The 19,379-nt window shown below is 43.9% G+C and carries 15 protein-coding genes; 13 read left to right on the forward strand and 2 right to left on the reverse strand.

What is annotated here, in order from left to right; translation table 11 throughout:
• Positions 1 to 108: 108 nt before the first annotated feature.
• From ACFWMP_RS15555 to ACFWMP_RS15615, 13 genes are all read left to right on the forward strand, one after another.
• Entirely contained in the window at positions 109 to 876 is a 768-nt protein-coding gene (locus ACFWMP_RS15555; RefSeq protein WP_339264938.1) for a DUF1836 domain-containing protein, read from the forward strand.
• 91 nt (positions 877 to 967) lie between these two features.
• A complete protein-coding gene (locus ACFWMP_RS15560) occupies positions 968 to 2,170 on the forward strand; it encodes an MFS transporter (RefSeq protein WP_042193977.1) in 1,203 nt (400 codons plus the stop codon).
• Between the two features lie 195 nt (positions 2,171 to 2,365).
• Positions 2,366 to 3,970, forward strand: a complete 1,605-nt coding sequence (locus ACFWMP_RS15565; protein ID WP_339241391.1) for a TerB N-terminal domain-containing protein — start codon at positions 2,366 to 2,368, stop codon at positions 3,968 to 3,970.
• A 15-nt stretch (positions 3,971 to 3,985) separates the two neighbouring features.
• Positions 3,986 to 5,305 (forward strand): ATP-binding protein, encoded by a 1,320-nt coding sequence (locus ACFWMP_RS15570; protein WP_339241388.1) that lies wholly within the window; start codon positions 3,986 to 3,988, stop codon positions 5,303 to 5,305.
• A complete protein-coding gene (locus tag ACFWMP_RS15575) occupies positions 5,302 to 7,500 on the forward strand; it encodes a DEAD/DEAH box helicase (RefSeq protein WP_379424162.1) in 2,199 nt (732 codons plus the stop codon). The genes ACFWMP_RS15570 and ACFWMP_RS15575 overlap by 4 nt, the downstream gene beginning before the upstream one ends.
• A gap of 178 nt (positions 7,501 to 7,678) precedes the next feature.
• Positions 7,679 to 9,349, forward strand: coding sequence for a spore germination protein (locus ACFWMP_RS15580; RefSeq protein WP_379424163.1), 1,671 nt, complete (start codon positions 7,679 to 7,681; stop codon positions 9,347 to 9,349).
• Positions 9,350 to 9,386: 37 nt separating this feature from the next.
• Positions 9,387 to 10,490, forward strand: a complete 1,104-nt coding sequence (locus ACFWMP_RS15585) for a GerAB/ArcD/ProY family transporter (protein ID WP_339241383.1) — start codon at positions 9,387 to 9,389, stop codon at positions 10,488 to 10,490.
• Positions 10,483 to 11,673 (forward strand): Ger(x)C family spore germination protein, encoded by a 1,191-nt coding sequence (locus ACFWMP_RS15590; protein ID WP_379424164.1) that lies wholly within the window; start codon positions 10,483 to 10,485, stop codon positions 11,671 to 11,673. Before ACFWMP_RS15585 ends, ACFWMP_RS15590 begins: the two co-directional genes overlap by 8 nt.
• Before the next feature lie 190 nt (positions 11,674 to 11,863).
• Complete coding sequence (locus ACFWMP_RS15595; protein ID WP_042188568.1) at positions 11,864 to 13,237, forward strand: sugar ABC transporter substrate-binding protein; 1,374 nt, start codon at positions 11,864 to 11,866, stop codon at positions 13,235 to 13,237.
• A gap of 76 nt (positions 13,238 to 13,313) precedes the next feature.
• Positions 13,314 to 14,207: a carbohydrate ABC transporter permease gene (locus tag ACFWMP_RS15600; protein ID WP_042188566.1), complete on the forward strand. Its 894-nt coding sequence runs from the start codon at positions 13,314 to 13,316 to the stop codon at positions 14,205 to 14,207.
• 17 nt (positions 14,208 to 14,224) lie between these two features.
• Positions 14,225 to 15,049: a carbohydrate ABC transporter permease gene (locus ACFWMP_RS15605; RefSeq protein ID WP_042188564.1), complete on the forward strand. Its 825-nt coding sequence runs from the start codon at positions 14,225 to 14,227 to the stop codon at positions 15,047 to 15,049.
• 77 nt (positions 15,050 to 15,126) lie between these two features.
• A complete protein-coding gene (locus ACFWMP_RS15610) occupies positions 15,127 to 16,908 on the forward strand; it encodes a cache domain-containing sensor histidine kinase (protein ID WP_339241375.1) in 1,782 nt (593 codons plus the stop codon).
• On the forward strand, positions 16,889 to 18,073 hold the full coding sequence (locus tag ACFWMP_RS15615) for a response regulator (RefSeq protein ID WP_042188560.1): 1,185 nt from the start codon (positions 16,889 to 16,891) through the stop codon (positions 18,071 to 18,073). Before ACFWMP_RS15610 ends, ACFWMP_RS15615 begins: the two co-directional genes overlap by 20 nt.
• A gap of 75 nt (positions 18,074 to 18,148) precedes the next feature.
• Here ACFWMP_RS15615 and ACFWMP_RS15620 read toward each other — a convergent pair whose 3' ends face one another.
• Positions 18,149 to 18,466, reverse strand: a complete 318-nt coding sequence (locus ACFWMP_RS15620; protein ID WP_042188558.1) for a DUF4190 domain-containing protein — start codon at positions 18,464 to 18,466, stop codon at positions 18,149 to 18,151.
• Between the two features lie 24 nt (positions 18,467 to 18,490).
• Entirely contained in the window at positions 18,491 to 19,270 is a 780-nt protein-coding gene (locus ACFWMP_RS15625) for a GNAT family N-acetyltransferase (RefSeq protein ID WP_379424165.1), read from the reverse strand.
• Between the last annotated feature and the right edge of the window lie 109 nt (positions 19,271 to 19,379).

Here is a 19,379-nt window from a genome sequence, read left to right on the forward strand (position 1 = left end):
CTTTACCATCCCTTTCGTTCCTAAAATAGGTTATACTCATATTATGAGTTCTTATGAACTATTCTACGAACTTTTCAGAGAAATATCAAATGGTGGAGGGAAACAGATATGGAATCATTTGCATTGACTCGTGTGGAGATGTCCAGTCTTCTGCTCTCATTGACCGGATTATCAGACCGGAAACCGCTGAATATCCTCCAAGAGGCATGGACTAAATTTCATCTTGATGAAGTACAAAAGGGGACTTCGTTACCCGCTTTTTTATCTACAGATGTTCCACCCATTTTTCAAAAGATCATTAAGGGGCATGATGTAAAAGGCTTTTCACTCGGTGAAATTGCTTCATTAGGCCATCTAATAGAGTATTCCACTTTGACTGTGACTACTATGCAAAATTGGGTGAAGCGTGATTTTAAGGAGTATCTCGGTTCTCCAAGAGAAGGAAAGAAGTATTCAGTTAATCAGGCAGCACTTCTGTTTATGATCGATGATCTCAAATCGGCCCTAAATTTCGAAAGTATTCGTCAGCTATTCCGATTAATGTTCTTAAAGCCAGATCGAGACGATGATGATCTTATAGAACCGGCGAAGTTGTATTACGCATATGCTGGGCTGTTTGAAGAGATCAAGAGCAATCCAACTATACAAACCCAATGTAAAGTAGATCAACTTTTACACAAGGAGTTCTCCTGGAAAGAAGATTCCCTGCTTAGAAGTTCCACAGATCGTGTGATCAATCGGCTGACGCATCTTACGAGATCTCAGAGAGAGTCTGTCCGCAACATACTTCTGATAGCCACGATAGCTGTTCAGACCTGTTATTTTCAATCGCTTGCCAGACAATACTTTAATGCAGCTTTATTTCTTGATTTTTGAACGCTTCAATTTTAATATGTATAAGTGAAACAATCAAAAGTAAGTTTCATAAGATATATGTTGGATATAAGGGGGCTTAGAAGTGAATCAAATGACACTGCTGCGGAATCCGAAGCAAAGGAAATTACTCTTCAGTGCAGGCTTAAGCTGGATGTTCGACGCGATGGACGTCGGGATGATTTCTTTTGTTGTAGCGGCTTTAGCCAAGGATTGGAATCTGGGACCGGAGCAGATAGGTATATTGACAAGTATTAACTCCGTGGGCATGGCTGTGGGTGCTGCGGCAGCAGGGATATTAGCCGATCGTTTTGGACGTAAACCGATACTTTTATGGACACTCCTAATTTTCTCGGCTGCGAGTGGGTTATCGGCTTTTGCAACAGGCTTCGGAATACTCTGTGTACTTAGATTTATCGCTGGCTTTGGACTAGGTGGGGAGCTGCCCGTCGCCTCAACATTAGTGTCTGAAAGTATGCCTGCCCGTGAGAGAGGCCGTGCGGTTGTGCTGCTGGAGAGCTTTTGGGCGGTTGGATGGATCGCTTCTGCTTTAATTGCATTCTTTGTTATTCCTGATTATGGCTGGCGTGTAGCATTCGGTATTGGTGCTGTTCCTGCTCTATACGCTCTATACTTAAGACGCGCTATAGACGATTCACCGAAGTTTGCTGAGATCAAGAAGGCGCCTGTGTCCTTGAAAAAACGTATCACAACAGTATGGTCACCAGAGTATCGTCGTTCTACGATTATGCTGTGGATTTTATGGTTTACTGTAGTGTTTTCGTATTATGGGATGTTTCTATGGCTGCCTACAGTTATGGTACTTAAAGGCTTCAGCTTGGTTAAAAGCTTCGAATACGTGCTTATCATGACGCTAGCTCAGCTGCCGGGTTACTTTACTGCCGCTTACTTCATCGAGAAGTTCGGACGTAAGTTTGTCCTGGTCATCTATATGCTGTTCACTGCCGTTAGTGCGGCATGGTTCGGAAATGCAACTACAGAAGGAATGCTGATGGCTGCTGGAATCTGCTTATCATTCTTTAATCTCGGAGCATGGGGTGGCATGTACGCTTATACACCAGAGTTGTACCCAACAACTATTCGTTCAACAGGCGCTGGTTTAGCGACTTCCTTTGGACGGATTGGTGGCATCATCGCTCCTTTGTTAGTAGGGGTGCTGGTAGGTAAATCTATAGCGATTGGCTCGATATTCATGTTATTTTTTGTAACGATTATTATCGGTGCGTTAGCGGTGCTCTTCCTAGGAAAAGAGACAAAGGGAACGGAGCTCCTGTAGAGGATAATTCTTCATTACATACTTGATGTTAATCTACCAACAATGCTAAAATTTAATAAGAACAAAACGGTTCCTTCACAGTTGTGAACAGGGCCGTTTTTTTTAACATTAGAAACTACTATACATTTAGGGCCCCCGCAAAGAAGGCGTTATGCTTGCATTAGTCCTTCTTTTATAAGAACGGAGCGATCGAACATGAGTAAGGATAGGAATCAGCCTCATTTCACGGAATTAGTCTGGGAAAGTACGGAACAAAATGTTCCTATTCCCCCGCGAAATTCATCAGAACCAGCGCTGCCAAAGTTATCTACTGCAAATGTAGGGAAGCCTAAAGAGTCGTCTGAACCTTCTTTACAGCTTCAGCTTTGGGATCTGGAGACCGACACGCCGGAGCCTGTGACAACCACCGAAGGTCAGTTTGTAGCTAGAGCGAAGGAGTTGGAACATAGAACCGAGGATTCGGCGCTATTTATTCCTTTTAAGAGTTACTGGCCAACGTATGGTCATATGACGGGCACGCAAAGTAGATGGTATTTTTATTGGCGCAATGAAGTTAGACAGGGTAGATATCCGAAAACGGATCTTTCATATATTTTTCTGCACGTGTATGAGCTTATTAATGGTGTAGGCTGGCAAGATCCTTATGATGGCTATAAGCAGCTCAGTCAAATCTGGGAAGCTTATCGTGAAAATTATAAACGTCTGGATCAATATTTGGGTGGTTGGATCGCGGACTTCTCGTTTGTTCATCATTTGAATGTGCCTCTATCTTTAATCGTTGCTCGTTCACGCGGTCTTGCCGGAGATTTGGCAGAGCTAGAGTTAGAGAGATGTCTTACTGTAGCTCCTGAGCAGTTAACCTTTACGGTATTAACAGCAATGTCGGACTACGATATTAGTAAATCGAAGTTTTATATGGGGGAAGGTAAAGAAGCCCTTGAACGATATATTCCACAGGTAGTGGCATTAATCAACGCTTATGTCAGTCAGAAACATGGTTCGAATTTGGTTGAAATGTTCCCACCAGGCCCCTCAGTATTGCGGGAGCGTTATTTATTTCGTAGCGCCGTATATGATATTTCGCTATATGGTTATTCAGTGCTTATACCGGTTGTGCGTATCAGTAAATCTCCACCGCTTCGCAGTTTGATTACAAGGCTATTCCGTTTGACTGAGAATAAATTACGGGAACTGCTGGGGTATCGAGGACGGCTCAAAGGGGTTAATGTGGATGCGGATATGGATGACCTTATCACTCGTTTTCTGAAGCGGGAATTTGAGAAAGAGAAACAGGAAGATAAGGGGCCGGCAGTAGTTATTGATCGTGAGAAGCTTGAAAGGCTGCAGAGTGATTCCGAGATTGTACGAACCATGCTTACGGTTGAGGAAATGAACGAGCTGGAAGAACTTGAGGATAGCGGTTTTGAGATTACTAATGAGGAATCCGAGCTTGAAGAAGTAGTAGAAAAAGAAGAATTTGAAGATATTGAAGATGAAATCATTGTACCGCTTCAGTCTCCTGAGCCTGAATTAACTATAAAAGAAATTCAATCTGCTAACGTAGATACGGAATGGGAGCAGTTCTCTAATGCTTTAAGTCCACTCCAACACGAAGCTTTGATTGCGTTTATGAACGAGGATGGAACACAAACCATACAGAAGCTAGCGGCTGCAAATGGCACGATGTCAGAACTCTTGATTGATGAGATCAATGATATCGCAATGAACATTCTAGGTGATTTGATCATAGATGATGAAGAAATTGCAGAAGAATATAAAATTCATCTGCTTAATATTTAATGGGGTGAACTTTGGATGAATGGTTTAAAAATACCCAAACGTATGACGACAGCGCTAGTCAATTCACTGACAGCCGGTGTGGTTCCGCGTATCGGACTAGAGCATATAGCCGTTGGCCGCCGGCCAGAGATTGAAGCGATATTGAGAGATATGGATAATATTGCGGAGGGTGGAGCTGCTTTTAAGCTGATTACCGGCAAATTCGGTAGCGGCAAAAGCTTTCTTTTGCAGATGATCCGTAATTATGCGATGGATCGGGATTTTGTAGTAGCCGATGCGGATCTATCCCCTGAACGAAGATTAGTGGGAACGAAAGGACAAGGTCTTGCTACATATCGAGAGCTGATGAGTCATTTGTCTACCCGGACGCGTCCAGATGGAGGCGCTCTGGAGATTATTTTGCAAAAATGGATTATTACGCTTCAGCAGTCTGTGATGCAGGAGAATGAATACGGCCCTGATCACCCCCAACTTGGAGAAGAGGTAGAGAAACGAATCTATGCTGTAGCCTCCGAAATGCGCGGTTTGGTGCATGGATTTGATTTTGCCAAGGTGCTGGCTTCTTATTGGAATGCCCATAAGCTGGCTGACGATGAATTGAAGCAGGATTCCCTTCGCTGGCTAAGAGGTGAATTCGCTACTCGAACGGAAGCACGAAAAGCACTTGGTGTTGGCGTGATTATTGATGATGATAATTGGTATGATTATATGAAGCTGTGGGCGGAATTCACTTCTGCTATCGGTTATAAGGGACTGCTGCTGTTCATAGACGAAGGCGTCAATCTCTACAAAATCACGAACAGTATCTCGCGTCAGAGTAACTATGAAAAGCTGCTTACGATGTTCAACGATACGATGCAGGGCAAGGCAGAAAGCCTAGGAATTTTTATAGGGGGGACTCCGCAATTTGTGGAGGATGGACGGCGTGGATTATTTAGTTATGAAGCGTTGCGTTCAAGATTAGTTGCAGGAAGATACGGCGCAGCAGGTCTGAACAATTATACTGGGCCTATTATTGCACTGGACATGCTCTCACACGAAGAAATTCTGATCCTTTTGCAAAAGCTTAGAGATATCCATGCCCTTCATTATGGTTACGAAGCACGGTTAACACAGGAACAATTGGTTCATTTTATGGAAGAAGCTGTGGGCAGATTAGGGGCAGACGAGCTCCTGACTCCGCGTGAAGTGGTGCGTGATTTCATGGATCTACTTCACACCTTACACCAGCATCCGGAGATCTCTTTCGAGAAGCTAGTGGGCGAACGAACCTCTAAACCTGCTGATACTGAACAAAATGAGTTAGATGGGTTCCTCGCGGAGTTTGAATTATGAGTGATAATCCGTTTTATAGGCTGGCTCCCTTTATTAAAGAGTTTATCTATAAGAACCGTTGGGAGACTTTGCGTGAGGCACAGGTGGATGCCTGTCGTGTGCTGTTTAATACACCGCATCACTTACTGATTGCTTCGGGTACAGCTTCAGGTAAGACAGAGGCGGCTTTTTTCCCAGCGCTTACTGAGCTGTATGAACGTCCTTCCGGTTCGGTTGGTATTCTGTATATCGCTCCTCTGAAAGCATTGATTAACGATCAATTTACACGGCTGAACGATTTGCTCCGTGAAGGCAATATTCCGGTATGGCACTGGCATGGGGATGTTCCGCAAGCCGATAAGACGAAACTGGTGCAGAATCCTTCCGGCGTGCTACAGATTACCCCTGAATCCCTTGAGGGATTACTGATGAACCGCCCGAATGCTATTCCGGCGCTGTTCCATGATCTCCGTTATATTGTCATTGACGAAGTGCATGCCTTTATGGGTGCTGATCGGGGGATTCAGGTTCTGAGTCAGCTGGCGAGAATCTCACGAATGGCGGGATGTCATCCGCGTAGAATCGGTCTATCGGCTACGCTTAGTGACTATGTTTCGGTGACGGAGTGGCTGGCGGCAGGGACGCGGGAGAGCGTAGAGGTGTCTGCTCCACAGGGCGGGCGTAAGCTCCGTTTAAGTGTGGAGCATTTCTCTTTCCCGGATGCACGGGATGAAGTGCAGGCGGAGCATTTAGAACGCGCGAAGCAGTCTTACTACGATTTCATTTACGATCATACGCATCTTAAGAAAGCGTTGATCTTCACGAATAGCCGCTCGGATGCGGAGACGGCAACCCTTGAGCTGCGGAGAACGGCCGCGAAGCGTGGTGAACGGGATGTTTTTCACGTTCACCATGGCAGCATCTCCGCGATGCTCCGCGAAGAGACGGAAGCCGCGCTGCGGCAAGGCTCCGGACCTGCAGTTGCGGCAGCGACATTGACGCTGGAGCTGGGCATTGATCTAGGAGAGCTGGAGCGGGTGCTCCAGGTCGGCGCTCCTTATAGCTGCGCAAGCTTTGTGCAGCGACTCGGCCGCTCGGGCAGGCGCGGTGACGCCGCATCCGAGATGATCTTTGTCACGCCCGAGGAAGAGGATGAGGAAGCGCAGCTTCCGGCACGGATGCCTTGGACGCTGCTTCGAGCGATAGCGGTTATTGAGCTATATGTGCGCGAGAAGTGGGTTGAACCACTGGTGGTGCGCCAGCTGCCAGTGGGGCTGTTATACCATCAGACGATGAGCATATTGAAGAGTATGGGGGAGGCGGAGCCGGAGGATTTAAAGGAAGCAGTATTAAGTTTACCTTCCTTCAATAGCATTGATCCTACGGACTACGATACCTTCATGACTTATATGCTGGGTATGGGACAAATCGAGAAGATGGATGAAGGCGGCTTGATTATCGGGATGGCAGGGGAGAAAATCGTGAACAACTTCCGCTTCTACGCTGTCTTTAAAGACGATGAAGAGCATGTTGTCTATAATGGAACAGAGGAAATTGGATCGATCACAACAGTACCACCACCGGGTTACTGTTTTACTCTGGCAGGGAAGCTCTGGAAGGTAGAAGAGGTCGATAATCGCCATAAAGCTGTTTATGTAAAAACCTCACGCGGTAAAGTGGATACGTTGTGGCTTGGAGCGGGTGGAGATGTACATACACGCATTATGACCAAGATACGTGAAGTCTTAGGCGCAACTGCACTGTATCCCTATCTAGCTCCAAGTGCCGCTGCGCGGCTTGAGAGAGCCCGCCGTTTAGCGAAGGAGAGTGGAATGCTTGAACGCTCCGTTATGCCAGCAGGTGGAGATTCAATGTTCATTCTGCCTTGGGCGGGTAGTCGGCAATTCCGCACACTGGAGCGCCTTCTTAAAAACAATTTGAAGAGCTCACAGGGACTTCGTTCTATCGTGCCGATGGAACCTTATTATATGGTGGTTGCAGGCAAATCAGATGCAGAAACGCTGGAGGCGGAGATCATCGCTGAGAGTATGGCTGCCACAGATCCGTTATCCTTATTATCTCCAGATGAAGCTCCTTATCTCGGGAAATACGACGAATTCATCCCGCATGAGCTGCTACGCAAAGCTTTTTCTTTGGATGGATTAGATGTTCCGGGGCTACTTGAAGTGCTAAAACAATGGCGGCAACCACAGTAACTATCTTAAATATTTTTTATCGAGACGCCCGCTTATGCGGGCGTCTCTTTATGTTTGGATGCACAACAACATTTATCTCCTTGCACCGATCTATACTTTCCTTCTATTCCAAAAGTTGTATAAAAATAGGGCAGGCGGAGAATAGTATCTAGAAGATTCCTATTAGAGGATGATTACGATGTGGTCTAAAATAGTCTCTTATATTCCGGATTGGACAATTTTCATGCAAGCAGCGATCACGCTGCTCTTTCCCATAGGGATTTATTATCTTTACAAGCATTTGTATTTTTATGTTGGAAGCGGACGTTCCAAGGAATCAGGGGCTAAATCTCAGGATTCGGAACTAAAGAAGGCAGACAACGATGAAGCAAATCAGCAGCCTCCTGTGTGTACAGCGTTTACTCAAGACTATGATGCCAACCTAACAGCGATAAGAATGGCATTGGGGGATAACAGTGATGTGCATTTCCGTGAATTCTCAGTAAAAAGTATTCAGGCACGTGCCGTGTTGGTTTATGTAGAGGGAATGCAGGATGAAGAGCTGATCAATCAACAGGTGCTGCAAAATCTGATGTTTGCTGGTGAAATGCAGGCTTCGGAAGGAATATACACCTATATGAAACAGAATATGCTCCCGCTGCTTCAGCTTAATGAAACCAGAGATTTGGACTATCTGCAGGAGTCTGTCCTGTTTGGCTACACTGCACTGATTGTCGAAGGAATGCGTGAGATGCTGCTGGTTGGCTTTCCACATGGAGCAGTGCGCGCTATTAATGAGCCGACCTCGGAAGCATTACTGCGGGGACCTCGGATTGGCTTTACCGAAGTGCTCAGCGAGAATACCTCTATGCTACGGCGCCAAGGACTCAATAAGAATCTGGAAATGCAAAAGGTTGAAGTGGGCAGCGAAATCAAGAAGAATCTGGTTATCGCTTATATGAAAAACATTGTAAATCCTGATCTGCTACAGGAAGTGAAGGACCGGATCTCCAAAATTGATATGGATTTCATTCTGGAATCTGGCTATGTGGAGCAGTTAATCGAGGATGATTATTTAAGTCCGTTTCAGCAAACACAGAACACGGAAAGACCCGATCGTGTGATTGCCTCCTTATTAGAGGGGAGAATTGCCATTTTACTTGATGGCACACCGTTTGCACTTATTGTTCCAGTGACGTTCAGTATGCTTTTGCAGTCTCCCGAGGATTACTATGAACGCTGGTTACCAGGAACACTATTACGGGTGCTACGGTTTTGCGCATCATTTCTGGCTCTGTTAGCCCCTGCGCTGTATATTTCTTTTATTTCCTTTCATCCGGGGCTAATTCCTACACAGCTGGCGATTTCCATTATCGAAACACGCCAAGGCGTACCCTTTCCTGCTTTAATTGAAGTGTTGATTCTGGAGATTTCCATTGAAATATTACGTGAAGCTGGAATTCGTCTGCCGAAGCCCATAGGTCCGGCAATGGGAATTGTTGGAGGTCTGATCATTGGAGATGCCGCGGTACAGGCTGGTATTGTAAGTCCCTTTCTAGTCATTGTCGTTGCCGTGACAGCGATCTCTTCGTTTTCCATACCGATGTACAGTGCCGGCATCACCCTCCGAATCTTACGATTCGCAGGCATGTTATTTGCGGCAGTCCTGGGCATGTTCGGAACCATCCTGTTCTTTCTGCTGATTTGCAGTCATCTGACTCGGCTTTCAAGCTTCGGGGTTCCTTACATCACCCCTATCTCACCTTTCCGGGTAAGTGACTGGAAGGATTTATTCGTCCGTGCACCGTTATCCATCATGAAGCGAAGACCGGAGATGCTGAAGACCCAAAAGAAAAAGCGCAGGTCCTAGAGAATGTATTCTTAGCAGGAGCAGAGGGGAGACCACAGTGTTCAAACGTACGGATGACAAGATCACAACCTCGCAGGCTACCATAGTACTGACGAATTCAATGCTAGGAGCTGGAATTCTGACCTTGCCCAGAGATATTGTCAAAAGTGTGAAGACTCCAGATGCCTGGGTTTCTGTGGTGCTAGGTGGGATCGCTGTGCTTATAGTGATACTGGTTATGGTGAAACTTAGCCAGCAATTTCCGGGTAAAACTGTCTTTCAGTATTCTAAAAAAATTGTTGGGAATCTTCCAGGTGGTGTACTGAGTTCACTGTTGATTCTGTACTTTATTGTGATTGCGGGATTCGAAATCCGTGTACTGGCGGAAGTAACATTGTTCTTTCTTCTGGAAGGGACACCAATTTGGGCGATTGTGATGCCGTTCATCTGGGTTGGTACTTATTTGGTGTATGGTGGGATTAATTCCATTGCCCGTGTGTTTCAGATTGTGTTTCCGATCAGTATTTTTATCCTGATCATTTGTTTTATCTTAAGCACCAGGATTTTTGATATCCAGCATTTGCGTCCTTTTATGAGTGAAGGTCTGATGCCGGTCATCCATGGCATGAAGTCGAGTATCCTCATCTTTACTGGTTGTGAAGTTGTAATGACAATGACAGCTTTTATGGAGCAACCGCAGGAAGCAGTCAAGGGGATGGTGGTCGGATTCTGCATCCCGCTGGTACTATATCTGGTTACTGTTGTGATGGTTATTGGCGGTCTGTCCATCAATTCTGTAATCACCAGTACCTGGCCAACGATAGATTTGGTACGGAGCTTTGAAATTTCAGGTTTCTTTTTTGAACGATTTGAATTTCCGCTGCTAGTCATCTGGCTGATGCAGATGTTCTGTAATTTTTGCAGCTTTTTCTTTAATGCGGCGCTTGGAATCTCGCAAGTGTTCAATCTGAAGATCCATCCGGTAATTTTCGCCTTAATGCCCGTAATCTTCATCTGCACGATGATCCCTCAACGCATCAATGATGTCTTCAGTCTTGGTGATTCGATTGGCTATATGGGTGTGCTGATTTTTATGTTGTTGCCACTGTTATTGTCGATTGTATTACTCATCAGGAAGAAAGGACTCAAGCAGAATGTTTAGGCAGAGAGTTTTACGCATATTATTAGTACTCATGGTTTTGTTTACGCAGCCTGGCTGTTGGAGTAGTAAAGAGATTGAAGACCTTAGTGTTTATACGGGTTTGGCGCTAGACAAGGGAGAACCTAATACGCTCGAACGGGAATTCGAGGAACGTGGAGGAAGCTATCAAAAGCATAATAAAGTTACGGCAACCGTACAAATTGTGCCTGAAAGAACAATCGGGAACTCCGGCAAAGATGGCGAAACACCGAAAACCCATTTTAACAATATTTCAGAGACAGGAGATTCTCTGCTTGAAGTATTCCGGCAGTTCTCCATTCGCCAGAACCGTCCAATTATAGGCCACCATCTCAAGGTTATAGTCATATCAGAGGATCTAGTGCAAAAGGAGAAGATCAGACGGTTGATGGACTTTGTACTGCGAGATAACGATATCCGTCCCAGCTGTCTCATATTTCTTAGTCAAGGTCGCGCGTCCGATACGCTTATGACGACCTCGGAGGAGATTCCTTCCTTTCGACTGGCAGAGATGGTCCATAACAACTTCAGAACCAGTAAAGTTATGAAGGGCATAACGTTGTCGAATCTAGATGCGCTGATGTACTCCAAGCAAAGCTTTGTGTTGCAGAACGTTGTGGAGACACACGGTGAGGTCGAATTTTCCGGAGCCGGTATTATCAAGGGAGATACAGGACATTGGATCGGCAATCTTGACCAACATGATGTGGAGAGTATTGCCTGGATCAAGGGAGATATAAAAGGCGGGAGCATCAAAGCATATGATCAGTCGAATGACTCGATTACTTATGAGATTAAATCCGTTAAGAGCAAGATTACACTGAATGAAACCGATGATAAGAAGATATCGTTTCATGTTGCAATTGAGTCCACTGGACGACTAATAGAGGATTGGGATGTGAAAGAGCATTCCTCGAATGTTGGTTACTTCAAAGAACTAGAGAAGATATTCGAAGAGAAATTAACCCAACATATCAATAGTCTTATCCATAAGATGCAGTCCACTTACAAGGTGGAGGTAGCAGGATTCGGTGATTGGTACAGCATTGAAAAGCCGCATGTCTGGAAACAGATTAAGGATCATTGGGACGAGGAATTTACTCGGATTCCAGTGACCTTTGATTTAAAGCTTAAGATTACCGATTTTGGTTCAACATCTGATTGAACGAATTTTCAGACAGAATATCGAAAATATTGTTAATCGAAGCACCCGAATTAGCGGGTGTTTCGTTATGTTCGGACATATATTGTATTTTTCTAGAAAAAACAAACCATATATCTTAAATTTGACACCTTGTTGAAAGCGCTTAACAGTACAATAATAAGCCTATAACGAAAATAGGGGGCGTCAAACAATGGTCAGCAAAAAAATGAAGGCAACTTCAACAATTGCGTTATCAGCAGCTTTGGTTTTAAGTATGGCAGCGTGTGGAAATTCAAACAACAACGAGAGTAAAGGCGCTACAGAGTCGAAAGGGAATACAGCTACGAATGCTCCAGATGCCGGAACTACAAAAACCGAAAGCGGTAAGAAGGTCACGATTACTTTTCAAAATATTTACCCGGATCCAGCAACCCCTTCTTATAAGATGCTTCATGAATTAGTTGACCAATATGAAAAAGAAAACCCTAACATTCACATCGAATTGGATACTTTAAATACGGACCAGCAAAAGGTTAAATTGAAAACACAAGCCGCTTCCAAAGAAATTCCTGATATTACGATTGTTAACCCGGCTGCACAAATGAAACCTTTCGTTGATGCAAAGCTGTTTGCTCCTCTGAATGACATGCTGGATCAAAATGGACTGAAAGACACTTATCAATCCGGTCTACTTGATTACTACAGCTTCGATGGTAATGTTTATGCGCTGCCAGATGGTAATAACATCGAGGTAGTCTACTATAATAAAGAACTCTTCGAGCAAGCGGGCATCGCAGACACTCCTAAAACATTCGATGAACTACTCCAAGATGTAAAAACCTTGAAAGCAAAAGGCATTACGCCAATCGCGATCGGTGAAAAAGATTCCTGGACAGGTTCATTCTTGTTCATGAATATCCTGCTTCGCACCAATGGAGGACCTGGTTTCCTTCAAGATGTACTTGATGGCAAAAAAACATTTGAAGATCCTGCTTTCGTAGAAGCTGTAGATCGTTTCCAAGACCTCGTGCAAGCAGGTGCATTCCCAGATGGAGCAACTTCCATCGATGCTAATGCAGGTGGTAATATCTTCAAATCCGGTAAAGCCGCTATGTGGGTTATCGGTTCATGGGAAACAGGAGCAATTGACGCTTCCTCAGTCGCTGGTAAAGCAGGAGCCTTCCAATTCCCAAGCGTTAATGGTAAAGGGGATCCAAATGAATTCATGCTCGCACCAGGTAGCGCCTTTGCGATTTCTGCGAACAGTGAGCATTTACAAGAAACGAAAGATTTCTTGAATTTCTTCACACTGAATCTTCCTAAAAAACAATTTGAACTTAAAAATGCTGTAGGGATTGGTCAAAAAGTGGATGGAGACCTGAAAGGCGCAGGATATTCTGATCTGGCGATCAACATTTCAGGATTGTTCAATCAGGTTAAAGGTGGCGACTTGGCCTTTGACAACACCATGAACCCAGCTACGGCACAAGTCCATCTAAGCAGTATCCAAAATCTTTTTGTTCAAAAAGTGGATTCCGCTCAAGTAGCTAAAGAACATCAAACCGCATTTGAAGCTAATAAATAAGAAGGTTTTGAAAACGCGATGCGAGGGTGCTTAAACGCTTCTTCGCATCGTGTTTACATTCTAGGGGGCGGAAATAATGAAGGTACTAAAGGTTCCAGCGCGCACAATCGCCGTCTTCGTGTTACCTTGCCTGCTTTTGTATGTGTGCTTGGTGTTTGCTCCTATCCTAGTATCCTTTTATACAGGATTGCTGCAATGGGACGGAATTACGACTACGAAAACATTTGCTGGACTTGCTAATTTCAAAGAGATGTTTTTTCATGATCCAGTGTTTTGGCCATCTGTAAAAAGAACGTTACTCTATGCTGTGGCTTCCATGGTGGAAATTCCATTTTGTTTGTTGATGGCTATCCTGCTAAATCGGTATGTGAGAAAAGGAAACACTTTAGTTTCTATTTACTTTACGCCGGTTATTTTGTCGGTGGTTATCATTGGGCAGCTCTGGAAAACGATCTATGACCCTGTCTCCATGGGCGGGATGTTGAATGGCGTCCTGATCTCTCTTGGGCTGGATAGCTGGACTCATAATTGGATCACAGAACCTAAAATTGCGATGTTCGCGCTTTATGCAGTATCTCTTTGGCAATATTTTGGCTACCATTTGCTGATTCAATATACCGGTGTTCAGAATATTCCGGATGAGCTGTATGAAGCGGCAAAGATTGATGGGGCTGATGGATTTAAAGCCGATCGATATATTACTTTTCCACTGATTATTCCAATTTTCAAAATATCAATCGTACTCGCCTTTATAGGGTCTTTGCAGGCTTTTGATCTCGTTATGGTCATGACAGCCGGTGGACCTGCTCACGCTACAGATGTTATTTCTACACATATGTACAACAGTTCATTCTTATCCTTTAAATATGGATATGGTAGTGCTATCGCTTCGTTCTTGGTCATACTGTGCCTTGTGTTTACTGCTAGCATTAATACTATCTTTAATAAGCTTGAGAAAAAATTCAGTTAGCAAAGGAGTGCGCGATCATGCGGAATGTCAAGAAAGGACTCGTGTATCTTCTCTTTGCGATTCCTGTCGTTACCCAGCTATATCCTCTGCTATGGCTAATGCTCTATTCCTTGAAGACCAATGAAGAGATTTTGGGCGGAAGTTTTTTCTCATTTCCTAAAGTATTTCAGTGGCATAACTATAGCGAGGCTTATAAGTCCGGTAGCTATTTAAAGTATTTATCTAACAGTGTAGTGGTTACCGGTGTAACAATGATCTTCGTCATCCTGCTTAGCTCGATGGTAGCTTACGCGATCTCACGGTTCCGTTGGCGTTACGGCAACTTGGTCATGACGATCTTCTTAATGGGGATGATGATCCCCATGCAGGCCACCTTGCTTCCGCTGATGATCATTTTCAAAAATATGCATATTCTGAATACACACTTATCGCTCATATTGCCTTATGTAGCTTTTTCAACCCCAATAGCGGTGTTCATATTAAGTGGCTTTATGAAGAGCATTCCGCATGAAATTGAAGAATCAGCCTTTATTGATGGGGCGAGCGTATATCGGATCTTCCGCACGATCATTCTTCCGGTATCTGTCCCACCTGTAATGACTGTATGTATTCTAACGTTCATCAACATTTGGAATGAGTATATCTTAGCGGCCACCTTCATTTCCTCCGAGAAATTGAAGACCTTGCCCTTTGGTGTGTACACATTCGTTAGTCAGTATTCTGTAAACTATGGGAATATCGGTGCATTTCTAGTGATGGGTGCGTTACCCGTCATTTTAATCTATTTCTTCTTATCCAATCAGATTACAAAAGGAATGGTGGCGGGCGCAGTAAAAGGATAAATCTATATTGCAAATTACAATAATGGAATTATAATGAAGAAGCAGCAGGACAGATGAGTTTGAGGAGGGAAGCCTTTTTGAGAAACAGCTTTCATTCCATCCACCATCGATTGTTTTTGCTGTTTCTTTTTTGCATGTCTAGCATTCTATTAATTGTGAGTCTGCTCTATTACAACCGGACAACCGTACAGTTTCATGAGAAAATAAGTGATTTGTCGCAGAAGAATGTCGCTCAGACAGCGGATCTATTCAGCTTACTGTACAAAGGGTATGATAGTCTCTCTAAATCACTCAGCAATAACTTTGAATTGATACGTTTGATTAATGAGACAAGCACTGAGCCCGCGGTTGCATACATCAATGAACAGACGATTACCAATATTTTGGGAGCTATATTTTATTCTCGGGATGATCTCGTAGGTATTCATGTCATTACAGATAAAGGTAAGATCTATAATTACGGAAACTATATGAATGTGGTTGATCCCGAATATATGAAGGAAGATTGGTACCATCAGCTGCAAGCTTCCTCCGGTAAAATGGTCTGGCTCGGCGTCTATGAACATTCTCTTATCGATCAAGTGGAGGATAGTCCTGTGTTTGCCTTCGGACGTCAGATTTACGATCTCAATGAACACAAACCGATTGGCATTGTTCTGTACGAGACGAATCCGAAGCCTGTTCTGGATGCGCTGGATAATGTGAAGCTGGGTGAGCATAGCCAGGTGTATTTAATGTCGCAGGATGGACGATTCGTATCCTCTGCCGAAGATCAGGAACCTGATTTAACTCAGCTCCCGTCTTTACAGAACTCCCAGAATGTTGTGGTCGAACAGACAGCCAACCGTCTGCTTGTCGCTTCTAAACTGTCCTTCTCTGGTTGGTGGGTGCTTAGTATCACTCCTAATCGCGACCTAAATGTAGAGTTGGTAGAGATGAAACGTTATCTGTTCATTGTATTTTCGATTCTTGTTCTCGTCTCTACTTTGATAGCTTCTATTGTTTCACGAACGATTTCTTTGCCGCTTAAAAAGGTGATTCGAGAGATGAAGCAGGTGGAGATCGGTAATTTTCGGGGAATGGTGAATGTTTCTTCTTATCAAGAGATTAATATTCTTGTTGCTTCGTTTAATCGGATGGTTCGCCGAATCGAAGAACTAATCGAGCGGGTAAAACTATCTTCCGTTAGTGAGAAGAATGCTGAGCTTCATGCCTTGCAATCTCAAGTGAACCCACATTTTCTATACAATACTCTGGATATGATTTATTGGATGCTGGATGAGGAAGGGAATGAGCAACTAGGTGAACTTGTTCTCTCGCTATCTTCGATGTTCCGGTACAGCAGTCATTGGGAAGTTGATGTAGAAGTCACGCTAAGAGAAGAACTGGAACAAATCGGGCACTATCTAAATATTATTTCTATCCGGCTGGAAGGTCGTCTACGGATTGAGATAAATATAGATGAACGATGGCTTGAGGTTCGCCTTCCCAAGATGACTGTACAACCGGTCATTGAAAATGCTGTAAAACATGGCTTGGAATCGCTCGATCGTCAAGGTATTCTGAAGGTGAGTATACTTGAAGAAACTGGAGTGCTGAACATCGTCGTTCAAGATAATGGCAAAGGTATGGATGCAGAGAAGCTGAATGCGCTGGTGGAATCCTTGGATCGACCTACAACGAAAGAAAATGGAAAAATGGGGATCGGTCTTCAAAATCTGCATCGGCGGCTCCAGCATATGTTCGGAGAATCCTATGGTCTTGTGATTCGAAGCTTACCTGGAGAAGGAACCGAGGTTGCTATCATGCTGCCGATTCCGCAGGAAGGAGAGCATAGTCGTGAACATTCTCATAGCTGATGATGAACGGGTGATCCGAGAAGGCATTAAGCGCACAATAAGAAGTATCTATCCAGATTATTGTGTACATGTTGCTGCGTCGACAGAAGAAGCTGTCAAGATTATGGAGGAACAGTCCATCCATATCGTCTTAACAGATATTCTTATGCCCGGTATGAATGGCCTAGAGTTCATGAGGATTTCTAAGCGGCGGTATCCTTATGTCAAATGGGTGGTCATCTCTGCACACAGTGAGTTCGCCTATGCGCAGGAGGCCGTTCGTCTTGGAGCGAGAGATTATCTACTTAAGCCGATCGGCAAAAGCAAGCTACTTGAGATTATTAGTAACTTATCGCTAGAAATAGAGCAGGATCATAAGCTTATTAAAGATGAAGACCGATTAAGGTCAAGTCTGAAATATTTAAGAGAAGGTGTATTTCAGAGGCTCGCTTCTGGTTTTAATCTCGGTAATTTAGACATCAGCCAATTAATAGAAGACCATCAATATTTCTATTTGATTTTGCTGCAAATGGATGCGGGTGATAAAAACATTCGGATAGAACATTTTATTGTAGAGAATGTGTTAACTGAGCTGATAGAGCGGGACGGGAGCGGGTTTGTGGTCAGTTATGACCGACAGAGTCTGCTGGGATTAATCACCTTAAGGGAAGAAGCAAAATTAGAATCTTTTCTGGAAGATGGGCGGACCTATTTGAAGCAATATTTAAGAACACCTTTCCAAATGATCCATTCCGGACTTAGCTACGATATAAATACTGTCCCTCAGATCGTAACGAGCTTAAGAGAGGCGGTGAATTCGCAAGCATTGGATTTAACGCCAGCGAAAGGTAGTGGCGAAAAAGCAATCGACATCGCATTGCAATATGTAAAGGAACACTATTACGAAGACCTTACTTTGGAAAAGATTGCTTCCGTTGTATTTCTGAATCCGGTCTACTTCAGTCAATTATTTAAACAGAAGACGGGTCAAGGCTATAAAGAATATGTGACATCCTTACGATTGGAGCAAGCGAAGCTGCTGCTAGTAAACTCGAAGCTTAAGGTGGCAGAAATCGCCGAACGTATTGGATATCAGGACATGCGACATTTTACACAGATGTTCCGCAAGCGGTTCCTCGTAACTCCTACGGAGTATCGTCAGCAGCTTAACAACGGAACCTACTGAATTCTGTTCATAGGAAAGGAAAAAGGATCTCTGCAGCCATTAGGTTGGCTGTAGAGATCCTTTTTTTTGTGTGGATCAGTAGGGGGTGTAACTTGCTGCTGCGTATATAAAAATAATAAAAAATAAAATTAATATGGCGTAAAGTAGAGTGCCGACAATCCCGCATACCAGACCCGCAATTGCTAAGCCTCTTCCTTGCTCATACCGAATCCGTATTTCTTTAAGGGATAGGGCAGACAGAATAACCGCTACAATCCCTAACAAAAATCCGATATAAGGAACAATTATGGAAAGCACTCCTAAGACGAAACCAGCAATTGACTTGCCATTCATCGGTGTTGGTGGAGGCGGGGGAGGATAATAGTTCTGATTCTCGTTTGGCCCATAACTCATGCATATCACCTCCTATCAAACGTGTTATTGGCTGTAGTTAATCCAGTGTTCAAGCTGTACACAAGGAACGAGTCCAATAGATTCAGCTAGTCTAATGGAAGCTTGATTTGTTTCAAGCACATGATAGCGTGGAATAAACCCTCGTTCTAACGTTTCTTGTATGGCGGTTTGGACCACCTTTTTCGCATATCCGTTTCTTTGAGAGGATTCTAAAGTATGTACAGCGCCGATTTCCCAGATGGTTTCTTCATTGCGGAACGCTAAGCAGGTACTGACCGGATTGTCGTCTAGGAAAATTGACACGGAAAAAGCCCCGTTTTGAAAATAGTCTACTATTTCGTCTTTCGTGTAATGATTAGCGGCCCACAGCGGAATTAAACTGTCGTCAACCACATGACTGATAACAACATCTTCGTCCATCGGAAAGATTTGCCCCTCAGCTGCACTGTATGAGTAGAACCCCCGGACTTTCTCCATTGAAAAATGTGATGATAATGCCTTTTTATAGTTCAGGTCTTGCAGTTTAAAAACAAAATTTGCTTGCGGAGGCAGGAATTGAAACAGAGCCGGAAATACATCTGGGCTGCTGTAATCCATAAATACGATGTAATCCGCTTGAGGATATACTCTATGATCATATGCGTACGCTGAAGCAGGAAGAAGCAATAAAACACCCCATTGATTTCCTTGCTCCACAAGATGAGACTCCATGACTTCATGGAATGAGGTTAGCATTTTTAATAAACTGACATTCTTTAACGGTTCTTTGCGCAATCTGGTTATAATTCGGTCATTCTGGTGCATGTTATTTACTCCCCGCTCAATATATTTCAATATAAATTGCACTTATGCAGATCATTGTATTTAAGATAATTATTATATCGCAGAAATACGTCAGCTTGACAGTGACTGC

Source organism: Paenibacillus sp. NPDC058367 (assembly GCF_042723305.1).
Classification (GTDB): Bacteria; Bacillota; Bacilli; order Paenibacillales; family Paenibacillaceae; genus Paenibacillus_AQ.